This is a genomic window from Vibrio sp. D404a (assembly GCF_030248535.1).
Lineage (GTDB): Bacteria > Pseudomonadota > Gammaproteobacteria > Enterobacterales > Vibrionaceae > Vibrio.
This window is the reverse complement of sequence record NZ_JAHGAJ010000005.1, coordinates 115,196-136,872: the sequence shown is the minus strand read 5'-3', so window position 1 is coordinate 136,872 and position 21,677 is coordinate 115,196. Positions and strand designations below refer to the sequence as shown.

Annotated in this window: 21 protein-coding genes and 1 pseudogene; 13 read left to right on the top strand and 9 right to left on the bottom strand. The window is 45.3% G+C overall.

The window, feature by feature from the left end:
• Positions 1–56: 56 nt before the first annotated feature.
• Positions 57–851: a response regulator transcription factor gene (locus KI655_RS03405; protein WP_285401741.1), complete on the top strand. Its 795-nt coding sequence runs from the start codon at positions 57–59 to the stop codon at positions 849–851.
• On the opposite strand, the gene KI655_RS03400 is transcribed toward KI655_RS03405, so the two are convergent.
• Together KI655_RS03400 and KI655_RS03395 are read right to left on the bottom strand one after the other, a co-directional pair.
• On the bottom strand, positions 841–1,668 hold the full coding sequence (locus KI655_RS03400; protein WP_373417252.1) for a recombinase A: 828 nt from the start codon (positions 1,666–1,668) through the stop codon (positions 841–843). The two genes, KI655_RS03405 and KI655_RS03400, sit on opposite strands and share 11 nt — an antisense overlap.
• A gap of 146 nt (positions 1,669–1,814) precedes the next feature.
• Complete coding sequence (locus KI655_RS03395) at positions 1,815–3,419, bottom strand: mechanosensitive ion channel family protein (protein WP_285401739.1); 1,605 nt, start codon at positions 3,417–3,419, stop codon at positions 1,815–1,817.
• A 231-nt stretch (positions 3,420–3,650) separates the two neighbouring features.
• Here KI655_RS03395 and KI655_RS03390 point away from each other — a divergent pair, with 231 nt between their 5' ends.
• From KI655_RS03390 to KI655_RS03370, 5 genes are all read left to right on the top strand, one after another.
• On the top strand, positions 3,651–3,899 hold the full coding sequence (locus tag KI655_RS03390) for a hypothetical protein (protein WP_285401738.1): 249 nt from the start codon (positions 3,651–3,653) through the stop codon (positions 3,897–3,899).
• A 293-nt stretch (positions 3,900–4,192) separates the two neighbouring features.
• On the top strand, positions 4,193–4,561 hold the full coding sequence (locus KI655_RS03385) for a hypothetical protein (protein ID WP_285401736.1): 369 nt from the start codon (positions 4,193–4,195) through the stop codon (positions 4,559–4,561).
• A gap of 142 nt (positions 4,562–4,703) precedes the next feature.
• Complete coding sequence (locus KI655_RS03380) at positions 4,704–6,716, top strand: protein-disulfide reductase DsbD (RefSeq protein WP_285402005.1); 2,013 nt, start codon at positions 4,704–4,706, stop codon at positions 6,714–6,716.
• Positions 6,717–6,722: 6 nt separating this feature from the next.
• On the top strand, positions 6,723–7,277 hold the full coding sequence (locus KI655_RS03375) for a protein disulfide oxidoreductase (protein ID WP_285401734.1): 555 nt from the start codon (positions 6,723–6,725) through the stop codon (positions 7,275–7,277).
• A gap of 69 nt (positions 7,278–7,346) precedes the next feature.
• Positions 7,347–8,066: a DsbA family protein gene (locus tag KI655_RS03370; RefSeq protein WP_285401732.1), complete on the top strand. Its 720-nt coding sequence runs from the start codon at positions 7,347–7,349 to the stop codon at positions 8,064–8,066.
• 226 nt (positions 8,067–8,292) lie between these two features.
• Here the strand turns inward: KI655_RS03370 and KI655_RS03365 are convergent, their stop codons facing one another.
• A complete protein-coding gene (locus KI655_RS03365) occupies positions 8,293–9,300 on the bottom strand; it encodes a succinylglutamate desuccinylase/aspartoacylase family protein (RefSeq protein WP_285401730.1) in 1,008 nt (335 codons plus the stop codon).
• 367 nt (positions 9,301–9,667) lie between these two features.
• Between KI655_RS03365 and KI655_RS03360 the strand changes: the two genes are divergently transcribed.
• From KI655_RS03360 to KI655_RS03350, 3 genes are all read left to right on the top strand, one after another.
• Positions 9,668–10,654 (top strand): porin, encoded by a 987-nt coding sequence (locus KI655_RS03360; RefSeq protein WP_285401728.1) that lies wholly within the window; start codon positions 9,668–9,670, stop codon positions 10,652–10,654.
• A gap of 156 nt (positions 10,655–10,810) precedes the next feature.
• Positions 10,811–11,686: a DMT family transporter gene (locus KI655_RS03355; protein ID WP_285401726.1), complete on the top strand. Its 876-nt coding sequence runs from the start codon at positions 10,811–10,813 to the stop codon at positions 11,684–11,686.
• Positions 11,687–11,837: 151 nt separating this feature from the next.
• Entirely contained in the window at positions 11,838–12,455 is a 618-nt protein-coding gene (locus KI655_RS03350; protein ID WP_285401724.1) for a glutaredoxin, read from the top strand.
• Positions 12,456–12,615: 160 nt separating this feature from the next.
• On the opposite strand, the gene KI655_RS03345 is transcribed toward KI655_RS03350, so the two are convergent.
• The 3 genes from KI655_RS03345 to KI655_RS03335 form a co-directional block, all read right to left on the bottom strand.
• Positions 12,616–12,750, bottom strand: coding sequence for a hypothetical protein (locus KI655_RS03345; protein WP_285401722.1), 135 nt, complete (start codon positions 12,748–12,750; stop codon positions 12,616–12,618).
• Positions 12,751–13,007: 257 nt separating this feature from the next.
• A complete protein-coding gene (locus tag KI655_RS03340) occupies positions 13,008–13,358 on the bottom strand; it encodes a hypothetical protein (protein WP_261905135.1) in 351 nt (116 codons plus the stop codon).
• A 62-nt stretch (positions 13,359–13,420) separates the two neighbouring features.
• The gene (locus KI655_RS03335; RefSeq protein ID WP_285401718.1) at positions 13,421–14,629 is read right to left on the bottom strand and encodes a multidrug effflux MFS transporter; all 1,209 of its coding nucleotides are present in this window, start codon (positions 14,627–14,629) and stop codon (positions 13,421–13,423) included.
• A gap of 107 nt (positions 14,630–14,736) precedes the next feature.
• Between KI655_RS03335 and KI655_RS03330 the strand changes: the two genes are divergently transcribed.
• Together KI655_RS03330 and KI655_RS03325 are read left to right on the top strand one after the other, a co-directional pair.
• Complete coding sequence (locus tag KI655_RS03330; RefSeq protein ID WP_285401716.1) at positions 14,737–15,630, top strand: LysR family transcriptional regulator; 894 nt, start codon at positions 14,737–14,739, stop codon at positions 15,628–15,630.
• A 140-nt stretch (positions 15,631–15,770) separates the two neighbouring features.
• A pseudogene (locus tag KI655_RS03325) lies at positions 15,771–17,588 on the top strand (putative bifunctional diguanylate cyclase/phosphodiesterase); the annotation flags it as partial.
• A 205-nt stretch (positions 17,589–17,793) separates the two neighbouring features.
• Here KI655_RS03325 and KI655_RS03320 read toward each other — a convergent pair.
• The 3 genes from KI655_RS03320 to KI655_RS03310 all read right to left on the bottom strand — a co-directional run bounded on the left by KI655_RS03320 (position 17,794) and on the right by KI655_RS03310 (position 20,356).
• Complete coding sequence (locus KI655_RS03320; protein WP_285401712.1) at positions 17,794–19,068, bottom strand: peptidoglycan DD-metalloendopeptidase family protein; 1,275 nt, start codon at positions 19,066–19,068, stop codon at positions 17,794–17,796.
• Positions 19,069–19,286: 218 nt separating this feature from the next.
• Positions 19,287–19,586: an isoamylase early set domain-containing protein gene (locus KI655_RS03315; RefSeq protein ID WP_102398393.1), complete on the bottom strand. Its 300-nt coding sequence runs from the start codon at positions 19,584–19,586 to the stop codon at positions 19,287–19,289.
• A 125-nt stretch (positions 19,587–19,711) separates the two neighbouring features.
• Positions 19,712–20,356, bottom strand: a complete 645-nt coding sequence (locus KI655_RS03310; RefSeq protein ID WP_285401708.1) for a hypothetical protein — start codon at positions 20,354–20,356, stop codon at positions 19,712–19,714.
• Positions 20,357–20,450: 94 nt separating this feature from the next.
• Here KI655_RS03310 and KI655_RS03305 point away from each other — a divergent pair, with 94 nt between their 5' ends.
• Positions 20,451–20,870: a GFA family protein gene (locus KI655_RS03305; RefSeq protein WP_285401706.1), complete on the top strand. Its 420-nt coding sequence runs from the start codon at positions 20,451–20,453 to the stop codon at positions 20,868–20,870.
• Between the two features lie 104 nt (positions 20,871–20,974).
• Positions 20,975–21,649 (top strand): YoaK family protein, encoded by a 675-nt coding sequence (locus tag KI655_RS03300; RefSeq protein WP_285401704.1) that lies wholly within the window; start codon positions 20,975–20,977, stop codon positions 21,647–21,649.
• The last annotated feature ends 28 nt before the right edge of the window (positions 21,650–21,677 follow it).

The window sequence follows — 21,677 nt, the reverse complement described above, 5'->3', positions numbered from 1 at the left end:
TGTACATTATTACTGAATATTCTCTTCACACAGATACGGCTATACCCGGTATACAAATGGATACAAACAAAAAGAGCTTCGAACAACTGGTTATGGAGCAATCGTCTGCGCTCATTAACTGTGATCCCACCAATTTTAATCAAGCATGGTCAGAGGCCGGTTTTGACGTACTTGATTGGTTTGATATCGACCGTTTAACTCTATTTCCAAACTCCATGGTTTGCCTTGAGGAAGGCAAGACCTGCTCTGTATCTAAGAAACATATACCGCAAGTCAATAAGAGCTTGTTTGTGGGAGGCAATCACCTCGATTACCTAAAACTCCTGAAAACGTCTAAAACTCACCTCACTTTCAACGAGTATGAGATGGCTAACAGTGACAATTTTGTTTTACAACAACTGTACCGAGAAGGAGGACGTTGGCACTGTGTGATTCCTTTGCAACTGTTTGGACAACGTTGGGGCGCACTGTCATTCAGTAATTTCCACGACCCCGCTCGAACACTGGCCGCAGAAGATATTCAACGTCTAAAATTGATCTGCGAGATCTGGCTCTGTTACTGGCAGCACTCCACGCTCGCCCGTTCACTAAAACAGACCGAAACCTGTATGCAAGATGACAGCGACAAATTGCTTTTGTTATCTAAAAAGCAGTCTAAAGTACTGGCGCTTATTGCCCAAGGGTACAGCGCCAAAGAGTGCGCCGAGAAGCTTCATCTAAGCCCAAGAACCATTGAGTCCCACAAATATCGCATGCTGGGTTTACTCGAACTCGATAGCCATAATGAGCTTACTCAATTTGCTTTAAGGAATGGTTTGGGTATAGCTGAAAGCTCTTACGCTATTCGTTAGTGCCCTCGACTTCTGCTAGCGCAAACTTGATCTCATCGGAAGAGAAGCCTTTGCGAGTGAGCATGGCGTAAGCTTTTGCTCGCTCTTTATGGTCGGATACGTCGTAAGATTTCTTCTGCAGTTGTTCTAAACAGCTAGTATAAAAATCGATCTGCTCTTCATTGATCAGCCTATCAATCAACTCACTCAAACCTTCAATATCGATCTGTCGCTGCTTGAGTTCTTGCTTAATCGCAGTTAACCCTTTGCCTTTACGTGCATACTTCAACACCTCTTTTTCCAAATCGGCTTTTTCAGCTTTGATCTGAATATTGGTTTTCAGCTGGCCGCTGCTTGGGTGCTGATCAATCGCAATCTTGACTTGTTGATAGCTAAAACCACGTTTTTGAAGCGTCGCAACCAACTTCTCACGGCTGATTGTGAACTCATTGTAGTAGCTATTGATTCGGTCATTGAGTAACGACTGCTCGTCGATATTCTTCTCCGTTTTGACTTTATGGATCGCGTCATGGATCTCTGAGTCCTTGAGTCCTTTTTTCTTAAGTTTTTCAAGGATATAAGATGACCCAAACTCACCGAAAAATGACTGCTCGACAAACTGCTCAGCAAAGTCTTGATTCGATTTTAAGTACCCGAACTCTTTGAGCCTTTGCAATACTTCATCAATCCACTCTTGATTGTCTGTTTTCACCCTCAACTTAGAGACAAGCTCATGCTCTGTCATGTCACGTTGTGTGAGGTGCCACATCGCTGAGTTCATCACACTCTCGACGCGGTTTGCCTTTCGGATTCGAGGTTTCTGATCTGGGTTATCCATATGGGTATTCTTTGCTGACTCAATCTACTTCTATCATACCGAATTATTTGGCTTCACTGCTATTTATCGGCTGGTAGTTACGCTCTAGCAAAAAAATAGACGCCAGCTTGGGCGTCTATTAATAGGTTCAGTTTGTAACAGCTCGATTAGCTTTGCTCATGATTATAGATATGAACATCGCGTTGAGGGAAAGGAATGGTAATGCCCTCTTCGTCGAATCGTTTCTTCACGGTTTCAGTGACATCCCAATACACATCCCAGTAATCGTCGGTTTTCACCCAAGGTCGAACAACGAAGTCTACTGATGATGTATTCAATGTATGTAGCTTGATCATATGCTCTGGTTTTTTGAGCACTTTAGGGTGCGCCATAATGATATCATTCAGCACCGATTTGGCTTTATCAATATCATCTGAGTAACCAATACCAAAGACCATATCAACACGGCGAACACGCTCTGCAGTAATGTTGTTAATCACATCGCCCCAGATCTTGTTATTCGGTATCACCAAGCGCTGGTTATCGATAGTCTGTACCGTTGTTGATACCAAACTCATGTCTTTTACAGTGCCCTGCACACCCGCAACTTTCACCATATCGCCAACATCATATGGGCGGTAGATAAGAATCATCAAGCCCGAGGCAAAATTAGACAAGGTATCTTGTAAGGCGAAGCCAATGATGACACCCGCAACCCCGAAACCGGTGAGTAAAGGAGCAAGCTCAATACCGATTTGAGAAAGTGCAATCAATAAACCAATGAAGATGACCGCTTTAGAAGCGATAGAGACAAAGAAGTCTTGCATCAAGACACTAAAGTCCATCTTAGAATGCGAGACACTCTTTCTCACTGTTTTTCGAGCTAACTTGGCGAGTAAACTCGTGACGTAAAGAATACCTAAGAAGAGTGCTAACTTAACCACAAAGGACGGGGTATTTTCGAACGCCCAAGAGCCAAAAGTTCGTACCCAGCCTTCTACCAAATCACGCGCAACATTCCACTCCAAAACATCGGCATTGATGTCACCGGTTGTCGCCAACAATACGCGTTTAAATGACGTTACATCAACGCCGTACGGCTCCATCAATGAGATGGTTTCTTCCAAGCTGGCAACCATAACACTGGTGCGTTCACTAAAACGCTCTAGCTCGCTGTTAATGGTAGCCTTTTCTTCCTCTCCGACAAAAGCGAGACGTTTCTCTAAATCTTGACGTTGTGTATCTGTGTACAAAATAGCGTTGGTTAGATATTCAGACCGGACAACGAGCGCCTTTTTTAGTTTCTCTTTCGACGCTGCAACATCGATTCCACGATCGCTCGACCAAGTCAGCGTTTTAGCTAATTGACGATAATAGTCGTCCATCATGCCAATGCGTTTCTGTACACGTAGCTCAATACTCTTTTTGGCTTCGCCCTCTGTGGTCCGATTCTCCTTACTCAGAGTTACGATTTTAACTTCATTCATTTCGAGCAGTTGCTCAAGCATCGTCACCTGCTGCCCTAGGACTTTGTCCACCAGCTGTTTGTTATCGGAAGAGAGCTGAGTGAAAAGTTCATCACGTAGTGCTTGATTCTTACGCCTCAAAATATCTTCTAGAAAAGGCTTTTCAGCCTCATGAGCAGATTGCAGCTCTGCTAACTCCACCATTAACTGATCTTGAGTTTCTGATATTTTCTCTATGCTTTCTGCAAAACTCACAGACGTTACCAGTGCCAACATCAACAGTAGATATCGCCAAAAATTCATCATCCTTAACCTCTAATAAAGACCGAAAACCACTTTAAAGAGTAGTAAAAAGAATATGAATAACAATTATTTAAAACGAAATTATTCGAACGGCTCTCAGAAATACTAGAGAGTTCAAAAATTTGAGAGTTTCAATCTGAAGAGATGACCTGTAGAGTAGCGCCCAACAGAAAGACGCGGCTCTATCACAAGCTATAATGTGAGTCGCCAAACAGTAAAATGACGAGTAAAAAGATGAACAACGAACTTGATATTATTGATTCTTTAGAAGAGCTAGAGAAGTTTCTAATTGCAGTTGAGTCTGGCGGTTTAGGCCTAGAGGGTGTTGAAGGTGTTGGTATGGCGACGAACAACTCTGACGGTCGTCACTTTGTTGCTGTATTCAATAGCAGCCACCAAGTGCTACTGGCTCGCTGGATCACTGATGAAGTGTATGAAACGGGTAAAGACCTAGTGCGTAACGGCCCTCGTCGTTCTCACTAATACGCTTTATCAGCTAGAAAAAGCCAACTTGCGAGTTGGCTTTTTTGTTCCTTTTCCCTAGATAATCACGCACATTCGTCGCTTTTAAGACCATTTCATCTCTTAAATCTATTCAACTTGTTACATTTTAAGATCCGCTTTGACGCGATTATAACTTGTCGCACACCAAATTATTCACTACCCTAACCGTGTTAATTTTTCGTTTGCAGGATTCACCTCTGTCTGTTTTACCTAACTACAGCTTGAGCCAACAAAGATCGCTTTGGGCTTTATTGCTTACCGGATTAGTCATCATGACTTGTCTGGCAGCAACTGTATCCGCAGACAAACTCTTCTCAAACGCGAACCTCTCTTTTGAAAAAGTGGCACAAGTGTCATCTGCTGTTGAACCGTCTTCTGAAATGCAATCTCTGTATGACAATGTATTCGGTCCTTCCGCTTCTCAACCTTTGACCTCCCCCGGTAAAAGTAGCTGCAGCCTGTCTAAGAACATGCTTTCTTTCTCGGGCCCACTGACTAATTGGGTTCTTCCTCTTACGTTTCTGCTTGTTATCGCATTAGTTAGCGCGCCAAGATCATCGCGCATTCCGGCTAATCATGATCGAGCATCCAGAAAGGTTAAACACCGCATCCATCTAGAGCACTGTATATTTAGAGAGTAAGTAAAGGGCTTCTCACCCTTTCTATTTACTTTTTGGAGATACATTTGTGTACAACACACGAACTAATACCGTTGCTGACGTTATAGCAACCGTTAATCGCGCATGCGTAAAACTACTCGCTACCGTACTTTTGCTGTTGCCAATGATCGCTTCTGCTCAAAGCACAGGCTGGATCAGTGCACCTGAACATCCACCCGTTAAGATGCGGTTGATGTCGACGGGCGAACAAGCTGATAACGGCAAAATCATTCAAACCGTTCTCGATGTCGAACTATCTGGTGATTGGAAAACCTATTGGCGCAGTCCTGGTGAAGGCGGCATCCCACCAAGTTGGGACTGGTCAGATTCAAGCAACATTGAGTCTGTTGAGTGGCATTGGCCTATTCCGACCTATTATGAGCAGCTTGGTGTGATGACTTTAGGATACAAAGGTCATGTTAGCTTTCCAGTGACTCTGACTCTAAAAGATCCGACCCAACCTGCGATATTTCGTGCGAACCTGACTTTTCCATCGTGCACGACAATTTGTGTCCTCCATGATTATGCGATTGAATTGCCTATCGACGGACAATCGCTGACACTTGATGAGCAGGCCATGTTCTTGTTCAACCAAGGCATGAGTCGTGCACCTAAATCTGCTTATCACGTATCTAACGAACAACTTTTCTGGGACAAAGCCAATCAGCAGCTAGTTGTTCAACTCGACAACGATCAAGCTTGGGATAAGCCACAGGTTCTCATTGATGGCGAATCGGTTATCGATGAATTCTTTTCTCAGCCAGCGCTTCATATCACTAACAATACCCTGACGGCGGTGTTTGACGTAGCCAACTGGCTCGGCGAAGTCGACCTGACCGATCGTCTTGTCAGCGTGACTATCTCAGACACCAACTTTGCCGAAGAGCTGTCTGCCACAGTTGGTTCGCAAGCCATTGTCTACGAGAACACCTCCCAATGCTTCTGGGTCATGGTCGGTTTTGCCCTGATTGGAGGACTCATCCTCAACATCATGCCATGTGTTCTTCCAGTGCTCGGCATGAAGCTCAACAGCATTGTTCAAAACCAAAGTGCTTCAAACAAACACATTCGTTTCTCGTTCATTGCGTCTGCACTGGGCGTTATGACCTCATTTGCGATTCTGGCTACGGGGATGACGTTATTGAAAGTGGGTGGAAACGCAGTGGGTTGGGGCATTCAGTTCCAAAGCGTTTGGTTCATCGCTCTAATGTTGATCATCACATTGTTGTTCTCACTTAACCTACTCGGTCTGTTTGAATTTCAATTACCGTCACGAATGAATACATGGATGGCGACACAAGGTGACAACTCACACTCAGGTCACTTTGTCCAAGGCATGTTTGCTACGCTGCTGGCAACGCCGTGTAGCGCTCCTTTCTTAGGTACAGCGGTGGCTTATGCTCTCGGTGCCAGCTACGCCGAATTGTGGGCTATTTTCTTGGCGCTTGGTCTAGGCATGAGCTCTCCTTGGCTGCTGTTTGCTCTGTTCCCGAGCCTGACAAGACTGTTGCCAAAACCCGGGACATGGATGAACCACGTTAAGCTTCTGTTTGGCTTGATGATGTTTGTGACCAGCCTATGGTTAGCAAGCCTACTGAAACCATTTATTGGCTTATTCCCAACCATAGTTCTGTGTGTAACGATTTTTATCGCAGTACTTGTCTGGGTTGGCGTCAAATTAGGACGCAAAGTGATGGTACCACTACTGGCGATTACGACCGTGCTATCCGGTATCGGCCTTATTGTAGGCAGCGTCACGGCAGAGCATTGGCGTACACCTATCGTTGACGACCTTCCGTGGCAGCCACTCGATGCTAAGCTAATCCCAGCCCTTGTTACTCAAGGGAAAACGGTATTTGTCGATGTCACTGCTGACTGGTGTATCACCTGTAAGGCAAACAAGGTCGGCGTGATCTTGCAAGATCCTGTCTACTCTCACCTCCAGCAACAAGACATGATATTGATGAAGGGCGATTGGACCACGCCAAGTGAGCGCGTGACCGATTACCTACAAAGTAACGGTCGCTACGGCGTACCATTCAATATTGTTTACGGCCCAAGCGCACCAACCGGTATACCACTTCCTGTCATCTTGAACGGTGACACCGTGGTTCAAACTATCGATTCAGCGAGGTAAACAATCATGCCCCAATCTAAAACCCATCAAACGAAGCAAACGAGCCAAAAGAGAGCGGGGATTGGTCAACGGATAAAACGTTGGAGCAAAGAGCTGCTATCAATCCTGCTTATTGTTGGAATTATCTCGGCGGCGATGGATTTTTATCGCGCGCAGTCGATGCCTCAAGGTGATGCATTACCTATGGTCGGCACGACTGTCCAAGGTGAACAAGTTGATCTGTTGGAATTGAGCAAACAGGGAGAGCCTGTGATTGTCTACTTTTGGGCAACCTGGTGTGGCGCGTGCAAATTCGTCAGCCCAAGTGTCGATTGGTTAGCGAAATCTCATAATGTCGTCTCTGTATCACTCTCGTCAGGGAGTAATGAAAGGGTGTCACGCTTTATGCAGGCAAAGGACTACAGTTTTCCGGTACTCAATGATGTTAATGGACACATTGGCCGCGATTGGGCCATCAGTGTGACCCCGACCATTGCCATAATAAAAGACGGTGAAATCAAGAGTATTACTACCGGTGTCACAACACCATTCGGAATTTGGTTGCGTGCCGCTTTGGCTTAATCGAATCCAACTTATACCAATGCCACTCTTACATGAACGATAAGAGTGGCCTCAATAAGAGAATTAATAATGAAGAAACATCTACTGGCTGGCGTTATCTTAAGCGCTCTGTTTTCTACCACAGCATTGGCCGCTTTGAGCCCTCAACAAGAGCAGCAACTGGAAGAGATCAACACTTTTCTAAAAGAGAACCCTGAAACCATTTCAGGTCTGCATACTAGCCTACAACAGTACTTAGCGGGTAAAGAGCAAGCAGAAAAGGCACAAGCTGATAGTCAAGAATGGCTCTACAATAATCCAGCTCACCCGATTATGGGTAACCCAGATAGCAAGAACATCATCATCAACTTTACTGACTACAACTGTCCTTTCTGTAAACGATTAGAGAAAGCCCTTGGACAACTGGTAGAAGAAGAGAAAGACCTCAAGGTCATCAACGTTTACGTGTCGTTCAAGCAACAAAAGCTCGATAAGATCGAAACCAACTCTGCACTCTATGCCATGAATGTCTGGGAGCAAAAGCCAGAAGCGTACACTGAAGTTCATGACCTGCTTGTAGCAAAAAGCGGCCTGCATACGACTCGTTCTTTAGAAGCAGTGGCGAAACGCACGGGTACAGAAGAGCTGCTGAAGTCGACACCAGAGCTTGATTCGGTTCTCACCACCAACCATCAAACATTCTCAGCTCTGGGTCTAACAGGCACACCGACCATGATCATCAATGGTCAGTTCCTTCCGGGATACATGCCTTACGACAAGCTCAAAGATGTCGTAGACCAAGCATTTTAGTCAAGTGAAAAAAATGGAAGCGAATCGCGCTTCCATTTTTCGTCATCTCAATGAAATCAAAGTGGTTTCAAAGTGTCATCATTAGTCCATAGAAGTTTCATTTACTGCGACTAACTTAGAGGACGTTGAGACAAAGAACTCGACATACATGCCTACTCTATGGCCACTGTCCTTTAACCGAGCTCTGCTCGGTTTTTTTTATCTATTGTTCATAGATGCCTCTCATCTAACACAATAGACGTGCAACCAAGGCCCCCGGCTCTCGAAGAGCATCCACGTTATAACTCAATACATGCCCTTTCGAAGGCGACAAATAACGACGACACTCATTGCCGAATGCATCATACTGAATCGCCAATAGGTCACCGGCTACAACCTGCTGCAACAAAGAGACTTGAGGCAGAACAAAACCACCAATATCCGCACGAATAGAAACGACACTGTCACCAACGATCCAATCGATCTCAGGTAAGGCACAAGCTTTGATGTTGTCACTTAGCATGTCGTAGTGTCGGAGTATATTAAATACGCCATCCACCGCTCGTTGAATCATTTCTGGTTGAGTCACTTTGCCCATACCCACCTCAACAGTCACACTTGGAATACCACTGCGGTTCCAAACCGTCTCTAGAATACCGGGATCTCCGGGATCGTTAAGCACACAATCTGGTCGCATTAGACGCGCCATTTCAACACACTGCTCGATTCGATAGTCAGCAAAGACATACAACGGATACACAGCACCACGGGTCTGGGTATGAAGATCGACAGCGAAGGTCGCGTTGTGCTTTAGCAAGTGCTCCCACAATGATGCGACAAAACGCTCAGCCGCCAAGCCATGAGCATCTCCAGGGAACAAACGATTGAGATTTGCCGGACATGAGCCAGGATCAGATGAAACAAAATCCCGACTATGATTCAAAAGCCCCGGCAGATTAACAGTAGGAACAATCGTCACGGTTCCTTTCAATGTTGAGCTGAAAAGATCGCGAATGATTTGCTGCGCAGCGAGTACACCGTTAAGTTCATCGCCGTGAATACCGGCTGTTATCATCAACTTCGGCCCTTCTTGACTGCCTTTAAAAACAGACACCGGCATATTTTTCGGCTGCCCTAAGCCATCGCTAGTCACTTGGAACCAGAATTGGTGCTCTCCAATAGGGAGGTCATCAACGTTAAGAGAGGTAATCACCTGCCTTCCTTGCAATACATCCCCTAAGTACTCTGTTTTCATCCGGCTTCTCCGCTACTGGCTCTAATCGTTCTTTGAACATTGTCTGAATCATAACCTAAACGATCACCAGAACAACCTTTAATTCCCTCAACGAACGATGCAATAACAACAAGTTACCTCTCTTGCTCCCTCCGAAATCTGCACTGAATAAACAAGCAAAAAAAACTTTACTTATTGACTAAATATTCATTCACATCAATAAAAATGAAACAAAAGTGTAATTAAATTAATAACTAACGAAAAGTTCCCTATTCACGAAAATGTAATTTTATAGAAATGAAAGCTTAATTTGGCTGCTCTAAATTAACCCCATCTCGAAAAGAACGAGCACTACGCTCACGGAATTTACAATACAAGGTAAGTGATTATGAAAAAGGCAGTCCTAGCTTCTGCAGTGGTAGCAGCACTAGTTTCAGGTTCATCTCTAGCAGCAACAGTTTACAACTCTGACGGTACTGAGCTTAAAATTGGCGGTCGTGCGGAATTCCGTGGCGACTTCATCGGTTCAGGCGGTGCTGAAGTAGAAGGTTCTATGGAAGACAAAACACGTTTCCGTCTAAACCTTAAAGGTGAAAGCCAACTGACTGACACAGCAACTGCGTTTGGTTTTTACGAAGCTGAGCAAGGTACTGGCGATAGCACGTTCAAAAACCGTTACATGTACGCGGGTGTTGATTTTGATGGCCAAGCAATCTCTTTCGGTCGTCAAGACATGGCTTCAGTTATCGTTTCTGACTTCACCGATATCACTGAGTTCTCTGGTGTTCAGCAAGTTATCGACTCTGCTTCTGACAAAGAAGACGGCGTATTCGCATACCGCGGTGGCTTTGATGCCCTGCAGTTGGAAGCAACATACAAAACAAACAGCGCAAAAGACTCTGATGGCTACGGCATCTCTGGTGTTTACTCACTGCCAATCGGTCTAGACCTTGGTATTACTTACGCGGCTGAAGATCTAGGTGCTGGCGCGGGTAGCGCAAACCAAGTGTTAGCGGGTGCGGCTTACTCTCTAGACAACCTATACCTTGCTGCCACTTACTCTACGGGTGACCTAGATGACAAAGCAACAGGTACAGATGACAAATCTTTCACAGCAATGGAATTTGCAGCTCAGTACAAATTTACTAAGCAAATCTCTGCAGCAGCGGTATACACATACCAAGAGAACGAGCAAGCGAACGGTACTAAAGTTGATGCAACTGACGGTATCGAACTAGCGGGTTACTACAAGTTCAACAGCAACTTCCGCACTTACCTATCGTACTACCTAAACGGTCTAGACGAAGTTAAGACCGCGGGTATTGTGACTGAAGGTGAAGACACGCTTCGCCTAGGTGTACGCTACGACTTCTAATCTAGTCTTCTAGATGACACCTTAGAAAAGCTGAGCACTTGCTCAGCTTTTTTTGTTTTATTCAATAATTCTGATTAACTTCATCAACGCTTTTCTCTGGTTTCATTGCGTTAAATCCGTATCATACGTAAATCACATCAATGAACTAGAAACATTATGTCTCAACATCAGCCTATCCAAGGCGCAAGCTGGATGCTTACCGCTGGCCTTGCATTCGCCATTATTAACAGCCTAACCCAAATCGCCAGTATTCATTTTGGGCTCGCTTCAACCACTGTTGCTGTTATTCAATACGCCATTGCCTTCTTTGCCATTCTTCCATATTTGCAAACGTTGGGGATTCGTCGAGCGCTGCAAACCAACAACCTAAAAATGCACATCGCCCGTGTTTTCTTGTCGGTTATCGGTATTCAGTTATGGATATGGGCACTCGCCTACCCCGTGCCGATTTGGCAAGGCATTGCGCTACTGATGACCTCTCCGCTCTTCGCAACCGTTGGCTCTGGCCTGTTTCTAAAAGAGAACGTAGGTAAAGCTCGTTGGGGTGCAACATTAGCTGGTTTTGCTGGTGCGATGATCATCCTTGAACCATGGGCCGATGATTTCAGCTGGGCAACACTATTGCCCGTGGGTGCTGCATTCTTTTGGGCTTGCTACTCTTTGATGGTGAAAAAGCTCTCTTCTGACGACAGCCCATCAACCATGGTGGTATACCTGCTGCTTCTGATCACACCGTTCAACATTCTGTTGGCTGCTCCAGAATGGCAAATGCCAAGCGGTTTTAACATCTGGGCGATTCTGGTTGTCATCGGTGTACTCACAGCTCTAGCACAATGGGCGATTGTGAAAGCATATTCCGTAGCTGACGCGTCGTTCGTTCAACCTTTTGATCATGCAAAGCTACCTCTTAACGTATTGGCGGGCTGGATTGTATTTAGCTGGGTACCGCCAGGTCGATTGTGGCTTGGTGCCGCAATCATCATTGCCTCAGTGGCTTTCATTACCCACTGGGAAACAAAGAAAGAGCGCTAATCAGGTTTGCACTGCCGTTTCTGCCCTAGCTTAGAAAACCGAAAGCAAAAAGCAGAAAACTGCAGATAGATGATAAATTTACATTTCAATGAAATAAAAATTGGCTCTTATCGTTCTATATTTACAAGAGAATGAAAACGAGGATGTCACTATGAGCAAACCAATTAAAATTACCTTATACCGCTGGGGCGGAAGCTGGGGACCATTCAAGGTCAATATCCCTTGTGGTGAGTGTACGCTGACCAAAGATATTCTTCAGGATACGTTTGATAACGAATTATCGGATGTTGAAGTAGAGCTAGAGGTAAAAGATTGGTTATCTCACTGGTGGGAACCTCTAAAGCTTGGTGCTTGGCATGCCCCAATCCTAGTTGTTGAAGGTAAAGTGGTTAGCCAAGGCGAAGCATTGAACCGAGGCGTTTTAGTTCAATCTGTAATTAAAGAGTGGACCGAGCGCGATACGCTGAAAGGGAATATTGTTTATGGTAAAGCAACCTGCCCTTTCTGTGTGAAAGCGAAAAAGATGCTTGATGAAGCAGGCGTCGAGTACCAGTATCATGATGTTGTAAAAGACAGTGCAGCGCTTTATCGAATGATCCCAGAAGTTAAAGCACACATCGGGCAAAAAACACCGGTCACCGTGCCACAAATCTGGCTAGACGGTAAGTACATTGGTGGTGCTGACAACCTCGAAGCTTGGATGAAAGAGCATGGCCTTGATGCCATTCCAAATAACGTGGTTGATCTCTCTAATCAGTCAGCGGGATAACGCCAACTGCTAAGTGCTAAGTTCATCGCTCAAGAAATTTTGTGTCCATCCACAAAGAGACGTATCAACAGTGATTTCATTAGAACTGATGCTATGTTGAATACGAAAAAGGCCTTAAGCAAATCGCTTAAGGCCTTTAAAAATCCTTTTATATCAATGACTATTTAGCCATTTTCTTCATCATTCGCTTAACGAATGAGATTTTTTTCTGCTTTGGTTTGCCATGTAGCGCGTCATGCATCATGTTCTTCGCCACAATATGACCCACGTAAACATTACCTAGTTCGTAACCCATAATAATCACCACAGATGTAATAAATTTTCTTTATACGGTGATTTTACACCTAACCGAACCAAAAACAAGACATAAATCACACTTTATTTGTAATTTATTTACAGAACACTTAACTATAGCTAGATGTACTGATTATTGAGCACCCATAAAAAAGCTCTACCGAAGTAGAGCTCATTTCAAAGCGATTTAGCTATTGCCCTTTCGGCAACATTCACTAAAGCGTTGAAGTCAACGATCAACTAATTAGAGGCTAATGATTAACTGCGCTTAGGTTGGCGGTATGTCTTACCCGCCGTTTGGTACGTTTCTTTCTGCTTAACACCAAACATTGAGTCAAAGAACCATGCGGCGAATTTAATTAGGTCATCACCTTCATTCATCACATGCTCAACAAACTCTTGCTCTTCACCTTGCTCATTTTCTTGTTGAGTAACATGGTAAATACGCTTTTCATTTTCTACTTCAGCCAGCGCAAATTGACCACTCAATGACGCTGCGGCTTCCGCAACTTCTGCCTCTTCGCTGCTCTTAAGCAATTCAAGTGCTTGAGGAAGCGTTTCAAGATCACAGATAGCTTTTACCAGTGTTTCGAATTCTTTATGCTGCATGATTTATTTACCTATTAAATGAACCCGCACATTGTAAGAAACAGAGTCCCTAAACTCAATCATTACGATGCGTACTGTTTAGAACGACGCTTCTGTTCAACACCAAAGCTGTTCGAGGTCGCCAGAACCAAGCCCATTACGCCTCCCGAGACGAGATAAAACAGTCCAAGTTGTATGTGAGTAGTGACCCAAGTTTCAACCAGATAGCCGCCGAGCAAACCAGCAAGACACATCTGTATCGAACCCGACAGCGCTGACACGGCACCAGCCTGCTTTTTATGTGGCTCCAACAGCATACTGATCGACAATGGGAAAGAGATCCCTTGCGCTATCGCCAACCATGTAAACGCCCACACGAGATTGAAAATTGTAAACTCACTCAACAGGAGCCAGGTCCCGGCAGCAAAAATAATCGCGATTGACGCTCCCATCAACTGCGTAGTGGAAAAGCGTTTATTGAAAATATTAAGCAGCACACTGCCCATCATTAAGCCTGCAGACGGCACGATCATCAGTGAGCCATAATCCGCCGCACTTAACCCAAGCTGCTCTTGCATTAGAAATGGGAACAGAGACAAAGTCACCAAGCTTGCAAGGTAACTCACCCAGTTGTAACTGGCGCTGCTCACCACCTGGCGATTGAGCAATAGGCTTCCATAATTCTTAACAACGGTTCGCCATTCAAAGCGACTTTTTCCATACGGTAAGGTTTCTGGAAGAATAAAATAGCCAAGCGTGTAAATGGCCGCCAAGTAGATCAAGACAAAAAGGAATACCGACTCCCACCCTAAGTGAAACGCTATCCAGCCTCCAAACACAGGGGCAATGATTGGGATCACCGACGCCGTCAATGAGATGTATGAGAGTGCTTTGGTCAATTGAGGGCCATCATAGCTATCTCGGAGCACACTTCGCCCCAATACCGAGGCACTGCCTGCCCCCAAACCTTGTAGTAAACGACCAAATTCCAGTGCACCAACACTGTCTGAGCACGTAAAACAGATCACCGTTCCCACCAAGTACACGCCTTGGCCTAACAAAAATATTGGCCGACGACCTACGGCATCTGACATAGGACCATAAAAAAGTTGAGATGCGCCAAAACCCACAAGAAAGAGTGTCACAAGAAGTTGAACATCCACCTGAGAAATACCCAGATCAGATGAAATTAGTGGTAGTGATGGCAGATAAATACTCACGCCGACCTGCCCGGTTGCAATGATCATCATGGCAAGCAGCAGAGGCGTCTTTTTGAAGTCAGATGCGTTCAATATCGTTCCTTTTGTCTGAGTTTTATTCATATAATGAGTCTACATTCAAAGCTAGCCGATGATAATTAGCTACTTTGGAATTAGATTAAGTCTTACTGGGAACGAATATGGATTGGTTACTCAACGTCAAAAGTTACGTCAAAGTGGTAGAAACAGGCAGCTTCAATGGTGCCGCTCGCACGCTCAATACCACCAGCTCAGCGATCAGTAAGCGTGTTAATTGGCTAGAGGATCGGATAGGTACACAGCTTCTCAAACGAACCACTCGCTCAATCAGCCAGACTGAGGCTGGCGCACTATTCTATACACGCGCTAAGGCTCAACTTGAGAGCTGGCAATCGATCATCGATGAAACTCGCTCTGTGAACCAAACACCAGCTGGGTTGCTAAAAATCGGTGCCACCATTGCTGTAGGCTCTAAGTTTCTTGTGCAGTATCTTGACGACTTCCTTGAAAAATACCCAGACATCAAGGTTCAGCTGATCACCACCACACCGGGACAAGTCCCAGAGCTCAGCCTCGATTTGGTCATTAGCCGTGAACTAGAACAGCTCAACTCACTCGCTTTTAAAAAGTCACCACTGTTTGAGCACAAAGCAGGCTTCTACGCTTCGCCAAGTTATTTAAAGAAATATGGGACACCAAAAGAGGTAGCGGATCTTGAAGAGCATAACTCTTTGGTTTGGGGCGAACGTCCTACTCGCGAAGTAACATTGGCAACAGGTAAGCGCATTACACTGAAAGGCAACTTTGCCACCACCAACCCTGAAGCGCTTTTCCATGCTGCCAAACGTGGTATGGGGATATTGCTCACCAATGGCACCATCATCAAAGAGGAGCTCAAGCAAGGAAACTTGGTTCGTGTTCTGCATGAGGTGACGGCTGACGACCTGATGGTTTACGCCTACTACCCTAATCTAGACTACTCACACACGCTGACGACTTTGTTCTTAGAGCACTTAAAAGACCGCTTAAAAAAGGAAGGAAGCCCACTCTACTAACCCTCTTTCCGTCAGGTGATGAGTGAGAAAAGTTCTCAACGCCATTTGAAATCTAATCAATAAGCACCATACTAACTAACATGCATATGTTAACTAACATGCATATACTAAATTTGATAAGCAATGGTTAGGTGGTGCATATGATACCAACACATAATCGCACTGAAATTGAACTTACAACTGTCGGTCAACTGCTTGAGCTCGAAGGCTTAGACCTGCTGGAATCTGCTGTATTAAGCCTGCATACCGCTTATGATACCGACTACACTAGCCTAGTTGAGCGCAAATACTTTCCCGATCAGATATCGCCAATGATCATCGCGCACGATCGACACATACATCACGACCGAATCAACCCTTTACATCGTCAACTCTATCAAGAGGCTGTGCGACACCATCACCCTGACAGCCACGCCGCAAGACACATTGTTGATATTCTTCCATCTGAAGCATTTTCGCAGGTGGTGACAAACAGCGAACTTTTAGCGATTCCAACCAAAACACCCAGTGGCGAAGTCATGGGTGTGTTGCTCTCTTCTTTTAAACGCCCAGTCAAAGAAGAAGAGTTGCAGGAGGTTATTCAACACCATCAGATCTTTGCCAACATTATGACCCACACCCTCAGAGAGATGTGGTTCAACGATCGCTCCGAACAACTCGTCCACCAACTCAGCTATGAAGTCTCTCACGACAGTTTAACCGGTCTACTTAACCGTTCTTGTTTGGCGGATACATTAGAATCGATTACTCAACAGAGCCATCCACCTTTTACGTTAGCGATCTTAGACATCGACAGCTTCAAAGCGATCAACGATATGCATGGCAATTACGTGGGAGATAAGGTTCTGCAGAAACTGGCGGATATTCTGAAAGCCGTCGTGCCAGAAAAGAACCTAACCTTTCGAACTGCTGGTAACGAATTCGCTTTTATTACCTATCATTCAGACCCATTTAGTGTCTGTGATGCGATCCTTCGAGAGCTAAAACATAGCCGCATCGGCACCACACTCCAACTTGATTTCAACATCAGTATTGGGTTGGCGCGCTCTCAAGACAGCATTAAAGATATCGAGCAGCTGATTTTTAACACCAGCCTTGCCCTAAAAGCGTGTAAGCAGAATACCGATTCGCGTGTTAAATGCTACGACACTCACTTGAGCGCCGAGTACCATCGTAAGGCGGAGCTGATCGCCGCTCTTAGAGAAGAACTTTCTCAACCCACAAACACAGGCACGTACACGGAACAAGGCTTATATGTTGCAGTTCAACCCATAGTGAGTGCCCATGCCCATCAGTGGGATTACTTTGAAGTACTCGCCCGTTGGCGCACCAAAAAACATGGCAACATTTCCCCGGTTGAATTTATTGAAGTTGCGGAAGAGTCCGGGTTGATTGTTGAACTGGGTGAACGAGTGATTGAGCTGGCCTGCCGAGCGAAAACCCTGCTAGAAAATGAGCTGGGTTATCGAGTTAAACTTGGCATCAACTGTTCTGCTCACGAACTGCATGAAAGCCAGCGCTACCTTAGCTACTTAACCATGATGATCAAACACTTTAACTTCGATAAGAAGGACTTTGTTATTGAGCTGACAGAGACCGTGTTGTTATCACCGACTGAAGATACTAAAGAGCTACTCCGCACCATGAGACAGCAAGGTTTTACGATTGCCCTCGATGACTTTGGTACCGGCTATTCCAGTTTGAACTACATTCATAGCTATCCCATTGATTGCATTAAAATCGATGCGACCTTCATTAAAGCACTGCTCACCAGCGACACCGCCGAGAGCGTGGTCTGGCTCATCGTACAACTTGCAAATCGTCTAGGGGTTTCATTGGTGGCAGAAGGGGTCGAGCACAGAGAGCAACTTGAAACCTTGCACTCGATGGGCTGCGATAAGATCCAAGGCTTCTTTTTCTCTTGTCCTCTTCCTGCGCGAGACATGGTAGCGAAGATCAAAGGAAGACCTATCCAAGAGATCACAGATGTCACTCTTGATGGGGATACAGATGCTGGAGCCGAAGAAAGCGAGATCGAATCTAAGATCGAAAGCTAGATAGAGAAATAGCGAAATAGTTAGCTAATTATGAGATCGGAAATCAGAAACGAAAAGCCGTGAATAGAGGACTATCCACGGCTTTCATTTTCAGGTTTCTCTACTCTTAAAGAGTTTCTTGCTCGGCAAGCAGTGCGTCGGCCTTGTCTCGCGCAGCAAAGAACTCCGCTTTCTCTTTCTTAGGCACTGAGTTAGCCATTGGAATATTGGCTTTCATTGCATCGACTGGACGACCACGTTCGATCAATTCATAGTGAAGGTGTGGTCCAGTCACACGCCCTGTTTTACCCGATAAGCCAATACGTTGGCCACGTGAAACTTGCTGACCTTTACGAACCAAGATCTTACTTAGATGCAGGTAGCGTGTTTTGTAGGTGCTGCTGTGCTGAATCACCACGTAATTACCCGCATATGGGTGCTTACGAGTCATGATTACCGTGCCATCACCGGTTGACTGCACAGGGGTGCCAATTGGTGTCGCAAAGTCAGTACCGTTATGGGGTGAAACGCGCCCCGTCACAGGGTGCAGACGCTTCGGATTGAAATGCGAGCTCAAGCGCCAGTTGCGGCTAACAGGGTATCGCTGGAAAGCTCTTTGCAAGCTATCGCCTTTCGCATCGTAATACTGGCCATCGCTATGCAAGTACGCAGAAACCAAACGACCTCGGTTCACAATCTTCACCGCTTCGATTTCGCGTTTGCCAGTCGCGACGCCCTCAACGTATTGAGCACGTTGTAGTACCTCGAACGTATCACCAGCGCGTAGGTCACGGCTAAAGTTAAGCTTATCTTTAAGTAACGATACGACTTGGTCAATCTCAACACTGTTCAAGCCCAGTTTATTAGCGGACATTGAGAAGCTGCCATTAATCGCGCCCACAAGCGGCATCTGCTTCCACTCACCAGGGATAGAGATGTCTTCGAACTCATAGCTGCCATCATCAAGGCGACGATAAACGACCTTATCAGCGACGTTGAAGCTCAGCTCCATTTTCTCTAGGTTATTCGTCTCTTCGTTGCGCCAAAAGCGCAGTTGGTTACCAGGTTGAAGCGTATCGAGTGCAAGGAAGTTGAGATCGGTCTCCATCACACTCATCATTGATTGATAAGAGAAACCGAGTTGATTGAAGATCCCGCTCAGGCTATCGCCGGGTTGGATCTGATATTCGAATGTCGGAGGCTCAATCACATCCACGGATGGAGAGAGGATAGACTCAATCACCGTTGAATCAGGCAGATTAAGTTCAATGGTTCCAGTCAGACTCGACTGTGAAGAGTGAATCGCCACGCCCATCAAGGCGAAAACAGGCAATCCCAAAATGGTTATCTTTTTTACGGGCGAAAGCGCAGCAAACGGAGATGAAAATATTTTTGAATACACGGTAAACAGGTCTTTCTACGATATAAAGGCCATAGGATATGCTTTTCAAACGCATAAATCATCAATACATTGTCATAATATGACGGCAATCTTACTCGATCATGCTAAGTCATTGAGTTATTGTCGCCGAACTCTCCGGACACTCATTCACCATAGAAATAAAAAAGCAGAGACATTACAGTCTCTGCTTTATCAACTATTCAAAGCGCTAGTCGCCGTTATGCGTTCGCCGTCGACACTAAACAGTTGTCTTCACCAAACTCATTCGGGATATAGCGATCAGCATTCGCATCATTGACCCATTGCTGATCGTCTACTAGATAGCGGAATTGAAACTCCCCATCCTTTGGTAGACGCGTTTTGAACTTGTAGACTTTTCCTTTTGCCAGTTTTTTCATCGGCGTAGCTTTCCAGTCCAAGAAATCAGCGACAATAGACACTGAATTCGCTTCTTGAGCCTCTAGCTCAAAGGTCACTTCTACTTCATCTTTGGTTTTAAAAAAGCGTTTGTTAATCATTCGCAAGCTCCATTTGTAAAAATCGTCCAACACAAAACCGATTTTGTGTCTAAATTTCAGTCAACTATCTAAGATAATATGTAATTTAGCTCACATAAACAACAAAACAATGCACGATTAAAACCCTAGCGCACTTCAATTGATTGCTTATTTACCGAAAAACTCAAAATCACTTTCTCATCAGGCGCCTCAGAATAGGCTTGTTGAGCGCTGTGTTGATTAAAGCTCACCATACCTGAGTAGCTATTCTTGGCTTCGCCCTCAGCAGTTGTAACGTTTAACGTTTCCAGGTGAATACGGTCACCCAGTAACAGTTGATCCACCAGCACAACACGGCTACGCGCCTTATCAAACTTAAACAGCGCTAGGTAATGGAATACCCCAGAGCCTTGGTTAGAGACCCACATAGGCGCAACAAACATCTGGTCTTGTTCGACAGTAAGGGGAACAATTTTGTCAGTTGCTACCTGAACTACGCCACGTTCAGCACCCGAGTCGTATCGACCAGAAGCGATGTGTTTAGAATCCATGTATTCATCAATAAAGGCGAATGCCTGCGTTTCCGGAACTTTAATCGTCCAAGGGTTGGTCGCTTTTAGGTCGAACACCAATTCGACCACAGGATCATAGCTCACCTGAGCCGATGGAAATTTGGCGAGAATCTCTTCATCGGTCAGACTGAATCGATAGAGGCCCGCGACAATCACAACCACCAACATCACAATCGGGATCAATAAGATAAGCGGGATAGGTAAAATTTTCTTTTTCATGGACTTCTATTCTTTGATTTTCATCGACTTGTGCAGACCTTAAATGGCTTTAGTATAATTAGCAATAAGGGCTTAACCAGAAAGCGAGTTGTGCATGAATACCAATAGTGCAAATGAAAAGACCGTAAGAAGTTGTGAATGTCGTTGTGGTGCCGTCAGCTTAGTCTGCCGAGGAGAACCATTAAGAACGGCCGTCTGTCATTGCTACGAATGCCAGAAGCGAACTGGAAGTGTGTTTGGTGTTCAAGCACGATTTGCGACCGAACAGATCACCCTCAGTGGCGAAGTCACCAGCTTTTCTCGCATCAGTGACAGCGGCAATGAAGTTCACTATCAGTTCTGCCCGAAATGCGGTACCACCATGCTATTGCAAACCACAGGCGCACCAGAGGCCTTAATCGTCCCTCTTGGTCTTTTCAAAGAGCGCGACTTCCCTATTCCAAGCTTTTCAGTCTATGAAGAACGTAAACATGGCTGGGTGAAGTTTGACTGCGAGATGGAACGATTCAACTAATTCGTGGTTGATTGCCTAAGATCAAATCTTGTTGATGAACAGCGCTAGCGTTAGATTTTGCTAGCGTTATAATCCGCCCCTCTTTCATTTATCAGGCCACGCGCATGATCTCTAAACTCCCTCGCTGGATAGAATATGGTGCACTCTTGCTTGCCGGTTTGGCAGGCAGTGTCAACGCAATTGGCCTGCTTGGATTCCAACATCAAGCAATTTCACACCTCTCGGGCACTATGTCTTTGCTAGGGAGTAGCCTACTGACACCTTCTTTGATCTCATGGCATCTACTGTTGATCATTATCAGCTTCATGCTAGGTGCGGCGTTTAGTGGTTTCTTTATCGAGAACCAAGCACTCAAACTTGGAAGACGCTATGGCGTTGCTCTCTGTATTGAAGGAGCACTGCTGTTCACGGCTCTGTGGGCGCTACTTAACGGCTACGCCTATGGTCAATACTTCGCGTCAGCGGCATGTGGACTTCAAAATGCGATGATCACCACCTACAGCGGTGCGATCATTCGAACCACTCACATGAGCGGAATCATCACTGATCTTGGCATCATGATTGGCGCGCGTCTCAAAGGAACGCCTTTCGACCGACGTAAAGCAAAACTGCTTTTGTTCATCGTGGTGGGTTTCTTGTCTGGAGGTCTCGTTGGCGCATGCCTATTCCAACAATACCAAATCACCGCTCTGGCTTTCCCAGCCTCTTTTGCGTTTGTGATTGCCTTTGTTTATTGGCTCTACCTATATCGCCAAACAAACAGGGTCGATCTTTTATAAAAAGCTAGCAACACAACCAAAACAAAAG